Below are 6,375 nucleotides of genomic sequence, written 5' to 3' on the forward strand. Positions count from 1 at the left end.
CGTCATGTCCTATGAGTATAACCTACCGGCCGGAACCGTCTGGAATCTTATCATCGACGGCAAGTCGGTTCCCGCCGTGGCGGGCCGGACCTTCGAGAGCCGAAACCCCGCAACTGGTGAACTCCTGGCCTTGGTTGCCGAAGGCGACGCCCAGGACATTGAATTAGCGGTCCAAGCCGCGCGGCGAGCTTTTGACGGACCATGGAGCCGCTTCACGCCGTTCCAGCGGCAGGAATGTCTGTTGAAATTGGCTGACCTCGTTGACGAGAATTTTGAGGCGTTTAGCCTCCTCGACACACTGGATATGGGTGCCCCGATCTCCTTCACGCGCGGCCGACGCCAGCGCGCAATCGGTATGCTGCGCTTTTATGCAGGGCTTTGCACGTCGACCAATGGCGAGACGCTGCCTAATTCGCTTCCAGGGAACGTCTTCAGCTATACATTGAAGGACCCCATTGGTGTCGTCGGCGCAATCACCCCTTGGAACGCGCCGCTCACCTCAACAATTTGGAAGATCGGTCCCGTTTTAGCGTCGGGATGCACGATGGTCCTGAAGCCGGCCGAAGATGCGCCTTTGACCGCCCTTCGACTAGGCGAGCTGGTGCTGGAAGCGGGATTCCCTCCGGGCGTGGTCAATGTTGTTCCTGGGTTGGGCGCTGAAGCTGGCGCGGCATTAGCCAGTCACAGGGGAGTGGACAAGATCGCATTTACTGGTTCGGACGAAACCGGGCGGAAAATCATCGAGGCCTCCAAAGGTAACATCAAGCGGCTCATGCTCGAACTCGGCGGTAAGTCTCCCGACGTGATTTTCGCGGATGCCGACCTTGACGCCGCCGTTGCTGGTGCGGGCATGGGTGTTTTTGGCAATACGGGTCAAATCTGTAGCGCCGGGACACGAATCCTGGTCGAACGCCCTATCTACGATGAGTTTGTTGCGAGGTTGTCCGATTTTGCGGCGGCCCTACGGGTCGGCAAAGGGATCGATCCGGCGACCCAAATCGGCCCGGTCGTGTCCGCGAAGCAGCTGAACCGAATCATGAACTACATCGATATCGGGCTGCGGGAAGGGGCATCCATCAAGACCGGCGGCGCGCGCCTGGATGATGACGGCTTGCGCGAGGGTCATTTCATTCGGCCAACAGTATTGGCAGGCGCGCGAAACGACATGCGGATCGCTCAGGAAGAGATTTTCGGTCCTGTCGCGTCCGTCATCCCCTTCGACACAGCCGAAGAAGCGGCGGCACTAGCAAATGCCACACAATTTGGTTTGGGAGGCGGTGTTTGGACGCAGAACCTGGCCAAGGCCCATCTCATGGCGAAGGCCATTCGATCGGGCACTGTCTGGGTGAATTGTTACGGGCTGCTCGACCCCGTCATCCCATTCGGTGGCTATAAAGCTAGCGGCTATGGCCGGGAATCTGGGCTCCACCATGTGGAGGAATATTTGCAGACAAAATCGGTGGTTATTCAAAACGGCTAAGATACATCTCCTCGCTGTGACTGACGTTACGATCGGGACTCTCAAGGCGGAGCCATCCCGCGACGCAGCATTTTCTTGACTTGGCCGTCAACGCGCGCCGACAATCGATCGGAACAGAGTTCAATCGATTGGACTTGCCCATGGTCGTTGAAAGGTCGGGTATCCGGTCCGTAGCAAAGCTGCCCAAGGAGGTAAAGGCCGGCGATCTGCTCGCCTCCAGGGCGATTAGCTTGACACCTTCTCGGGAGCGCTGCGTTGAGCGGTTCAATTTAGATATGGGCATGAAGCCCAGGATCGGCTGCCTCACGACCCACGAAGTGCGCGAGCATCAGGAACCTTTCGAAGATCTTTTAGCAACCATCGACGAAGAGCTCGACTACATTTGGCTGCCTCTCTCGAGCGTTAACTTCAGTGCCAGCTTTTCGAACATGGCGGGTACGATCGTCTACTATCGCTCTGACCACCAGTCCGGCAATCACGTCGAAACCGAAAGGGCCGGCACGCTTTGGGCTGAGGGCATTGCTGGAACGAATGGCGTCGGAACCTGCGTGATCGAGCGCCGCCCGACGGAAGTCTTTCAAGCAGAGCACTTCTTTCGCGACTTCGCGGCCATGTCGTGTGTGGCGGCGCCGGTTTTGTCCGCGGATGCCGAGATGACAGGCGTACTGAATTTCTGTACTGCGGACCCGAATCTACGCGAAGACTTATTCATCATGGTTTCCGGACTGGTTCGCAAGACCGCCGATCGGCTGAACAATCACCTGTTTCGCCGTCAATACCGGGACAATACACTTCTCAAGGCACGGAGCGAGGCGGGTCCCATCCTGCTCGCGCTGAACGATAGCGCAGAGGTAACGGGTGCCAATCAGCTGGCACGTCGGTGGCTCAATCTAGAGGAGGGACCGCTCAAGCCCGAGCTCCTCGGCACATTGCTTGAGGTCGAGCAGCCATCCCAGGCCGACATGCACAAGAATGGCATGCTTGTGATGCGGCATCGAAACGGAGAAACTGTCTTCAAGATCACGCGGGATCGTCGGAGCCTGTCGTCGAGCTGTGTCGATCGCACCGCACGATTGCGTGGAACTCCGTCGCCGGCTAGCACGCGCCATAAGGTCGCTGATCCGCTTTCCGTTGACGAAGTCCTTGGTGACGACCCACGCGTGGCCAAACAGCGTCATTTGCTGAGCCGCATCTCAGGGAGCCGATTGCCTATCTTGATATTGGGTGAGACGGGTTGTGGGAAGGACGCGCTCGCGCGCGCGCTCCATCTCGAGGGAACGCGCCGGGACAGACCTTTTGCATCGTTCAACTGCGCAGCCGTCCCGGAAACGCTCATCGACAGCGAGTTGTTCGGCTACACCGCGGGTGCCTTCACAGGGGCAAGGCGCGAAGGCAACGTCGGGCGGCTAATCGAGGCCGATGGCGGAACGCTTTTCTTGGACGAAATAGGCGACATGCCGTTCGCTCTGCAAACCAGGCTTTTACGTGTGCTAGAATCCGGAGAAGTAAGCCCTCTGGGATCTGGTAAGACTAGCATCATTGATGTGCAGGTTATCGCGGCGACAAATCAGGATTTGAAGACACGTGTTGCCGAGGGACAATTTCGGGCCGACCTCTATTATCGTATTGCTGGCGTCGTAATCAACTTACTACCGCTGCGCGATCGACAGGACGCCGTGCCGCTGTTCGAGGCGATGCTGAAACGTCTCAGCGACGGGCGGCAGGTGACCCTCTCGGCTCCCGCTGTCGAAGCGATGCGTCGTCATCCTTGGCCCGGCAATGTCCGGGAAATGAAGTTCACGTTGCAGCGCGCCCTCCAGCTATGTGTCGGCGATGTCATACTGCCGGCGGACTTGATGATTGAGGAGATCGGCGCTGCCGATCGCGCCAGTTCCTCCACCACAGAAACGTCGGACCAGCGACCTACGGCCCGGGCAGCCCGCGCCTTATCTGAACGCGCAGCCATAGTGGAAGCAATGAGAAAAAGCGGTGGGGATGCCAGCCGTACAGCAGCGATGCTGGATGTGAGCCGCGCAACCCTCTACCGCAAACTAAAGCAGCACCATTTGCGTAGGTAGCGACTGTCATACCCAATCGTTTTATTACCTGCAAAAAATGATGAATCGACCGTCTACTATCGACGCCCGTGCGTTTTGTTGTTCTATCCAAGGACTCGAGGCTGCACCAGTAATGTCGACGTTACGACACTGCCGCGATTTTGGGAGTGATCCTCATGGACAGCATAATCTTAAGGCGTTACCGAATCTGCTATTTCTCGCGGGAGAACGGCGCGGTTGGCCGCAGTCTCAAGAGGCGCGAATGGATATTATCGCGTATTGACAATCCCCGCATACACTACTCCGGAGCGTTGGATATATCCTTCACCGTGCGCACTACCGACGAAACGCCGCACGCTTGATGCTCTGCAGACGATCGAACACCTGTTTCAGACTATCTCCCTATAGCCATAGCGGTCATCGTCGATGATGGCCTGAGCGACATTGTCGCCGATATGTTGCTGGCGCGCGTCTCGGCGACAGTCATTTCGCGCCAGTGCCAGCACATGGCAGGCGGCTTTTCAAAATCAACCGGGTCCGAGTGAGCGTCTCGGGCAAGGTCGAGCGGATGAAACGTCGATCCGCTTGTCGTGCGCATTCTGGCGTGATAATGCACAATTATGCACGGTTCATCAGCACTTCCGCTCGATCGTCGTCAGCAGATCGCACGTCGCCTCACCCGGGGTGAGGCGGTAAGCGCCGCGGCTCTGGCGACCGAATTCAACGTCTCTGAAGATGCGATCCGGCGCGATTTGCGCGCCCTCACGGCCGAGGGTGTGTGCAAGCGCGTCTACGGTGGCGCGCTGCCACTGTCTCCGGCATCGTCACCAATACACGTCCGGTCAGGCGAGGACATCGGACAGAAGCGCGCCCTTGCGCGCACGGCGGCGCGGCTCGTTCGCGAAGGACAGACGTTGTTCCTCGATACCGGTAGCACTAACCGCCAACTTGCAATGGAACTACCCCAGGATGCCGGCCTTACGGTCGTGACCAATTCAATCCCAGTTGCCGCCGCGCTGATGGAGCGTCACGGGATCGCGCTAGTCATGATTGGCGGATCTGTGGACATCACGATCGGTGGATGCGTCGGCGCTCGGTCGGTTGCGGAGATGCAGCGTTTCCGGATTGATCTTTGTTTTCTCGGCACCTGCGCGATCTCTATCGAACACGGCATCGCCGGATTCAATATGGCGGATGTCGACTTCAAGCGCGGCCTGATCGAAGTCAGTGCCGAGACAGCCCTGATGCTTGCCAGCGCGAAACTCGAGACGGCAGCACCCTACCGCATAGGTTGGGCCGCCGACGTCGATTATTTGGTTGTCGAGCATGACGCGCCCCTCTCAATCGTTGGGGCACTGCGCGAAACCGGGACGGCGGTCCGAATTGCGGATGCGCCCCGTGGCTGACGATTGTGCGCAGCCTCCCGGGATTGGCATAATCCATTCGGCAGATCACGCAAAGACACGTCTCGCCACGCGTCTATCCTTCCTAGCTGCGGGCTTCGGCATGTCGTGCTGGGCGTCACTCGTGCCCTTCGCCAAGGGGAGGATCGGCGTCGACGACGGTACCTTCGGCCTGCTCCTTCTGTGCCTCGGGATCGGCTCGATCGTGGCCATGCCGCTCACGGGATGGCTCACCGCGCGACTGGGGAGCAAGCCGATGATTCTTGGCGGCGGCTTCGGCCTCGTGTTGCTGCTGCCGGTGCTATCGGTCGCGGACAGCGCGTTCGTCCTTGCGGTGGCGCTCCTCGGATTTGGGGCCTCGCTTGGCACGATCGACGTGGCGATGAATGTCCATGCCGTCGAGGTTGAGCGCGCGGCACAGCGGCCGCTGATGTCGGGATTTCACGCGATGTATAGCATCGGCGGGTTCGCGGGCGCCGGGGGCATGATCCTCCTGCTCTCGGCTGGTGTGAAACCGTTCGCCGGAGCGTTGTGCGGCAGTGCGGCCGCGCTTACGGCTCTTGGACTTGCCTGGCCGCGTCTGCTTCGGGCGCGGGGCGCGCCGGTGCCTTTCGTGGCACCACGCGGTGTCGTCTTGCTGCTGGCAGGGCTTGGAGCAATCACCTTTCTCGTCGAGGGCGCAATCCTCAACTGGAGCGCGCTGCTCGTGATCGGCGCGCGACTGGTGGACGCGGCACAAGGTGGGCTCGGCTATATGCTGTTCGCGATCGCGATGACGATTGGCCGGCTGACCGGTGACCGCTTCGTGGCGGCAGCCGGCAACGCCCGCGTGTTGATCTGGGGCGGTTTGACCGCCATTTTGGGATTCATCGTGCTTCTGACCATACCGTTCCCGCCGGTCGCGATGGCGGGATTCCTCCTGATTGGCTTTGGTGCGTCGAATCTCGTGCCGGTACTCTTTCACCTGGCCGGTCGGCAGACAGCCATGCCGGCGGCCCTCGCCGTCGCCGCACTGACCACCACCGCCTATGCGGGCGTCCTCGCTGGCCCCGCGGCCATCGGGTTCCTCTCTCAGGCGATCGGTCTCCACGCCGCCTTTTGGCTGCTGGCCGGCCTGATGACCCTGGTGCCGATCTCGGCGCGGCGCGCGACGATCGGATAAGCGATGAAGCTCGCTCATATCGCGACCTTGCCCCGCGGCCTTCAGCTCGAACTGATGGCCGCCCCCTGGGTCGAGGGTGGTGCTCCACAAGATCGCCTTGGGTGGGCTCAAGTCGCGCTGTCACTGGAGAGTGTCGATGCGGTCGATGCCGCGGCGGCCCGCATCGGCGCCGTGCGTCAGATGATCATGGCGGGCGACGAGGCGGGGCGACGCGTCGCGCTCGAGAAGCTGATGCCCTTCCAGCGAGACGATTTCATCTCGCTCTTCCGCATC

The 6,375-nt window shown here is 60.2% G+C and carries 5 protein-coding genes; all 5 read left to right on the forward strand.

Annotated features, from left to right (window positions below; genetic code table 11):
• The first annotated feature begins 4 nt into the window (after positions 1–4).
• Positions 5–1,480, forward strand: a complete 1,476-nt coding sequence (locus GSQ83_RS08590) for an aldehyde dehydrogenase (protein ID WP_158802486.1) — start codon at positions 5–7, stop codon at positions 1,478–1,480.
• A 140-nt stretch (positions 1,481–1,620) separates the two neighbouring features.
• Positions 1,621–3,558, forward strand: coding sequence for a sigma-54-dependent Fis family transcriptional regulator (locus tag GSQ83_RS08595; RefSeq protein ID WP_158802487.1), 1,938 nt, complete (start codon positions 1,621–1,623; stop codon positions 3,556–3,558).
• A 599-nt stretch (positions 3,559–4,157) separates the two neighbouring features.
• Positions 4,158–4,943 (forward strand): DeoR/GlpR family DNA-binding transcription regulator, encoded by a 786-nt coding sequence (locus tag GSQ83_RS08600; protein ID WP_158802488.1) that lies wholly within the window; start codon positions 4,158–4,160, stop codon positions 4,941–4,943.
• Entirely contained in the window at positions 4,936–6,102 is a 1,167-nt protein-coding gene (locus tag GSQ83_RS08605; protein WP_254065568.1) for an MFS transporter, read from the forward strand. The genes GSQ83_RS08600 and GSQ83_RS08605 overlap by 8 nt, the downstream gene beginning before the upstream one ends.
• A 3-nt stretch (positions 6,103–6,105) precedes the next feature.
• Positions 6,106–6,375 (forward strand): hypothetical protein (locus tag GSQ83_RS08610; RefSeq protein WP_158802489.1); only part of this gene is annotated, 270 nt, incomplete at its 3' end.

Source organism: Acidisoma sp. L85 (genome assembly GCF_009765865.1).
GTDB lineage: Bacteria > Pseudomonadota > Alphaproteobacteria > Acetobacterales > Acetobacteraceae > Acidisoma.

Coding starts and splice junctions, on each gene's coding strand:
- GSQ83_RS08590 (WP_158802486.1), top strand. CDS start 5: ATGTCCTATGAGTATAACCTACCGGCCGGAACCGTCTGGAATCTTATC.
- GSQ83_RS08595 (WP_158802487.1), top strand. CDS start 1,621: ATGGTCGTTGAAAGGTCGGGTATCCGGTCCGTAGCAAAGCTGCCCAAG.
- GSQ83_RS08600 (WP_158802488.1), top strand. CDS start 4,158: ATGCACGGTTCATCAGCACTTCCGCTCGATCGTCGTCAGCAGATCGCA.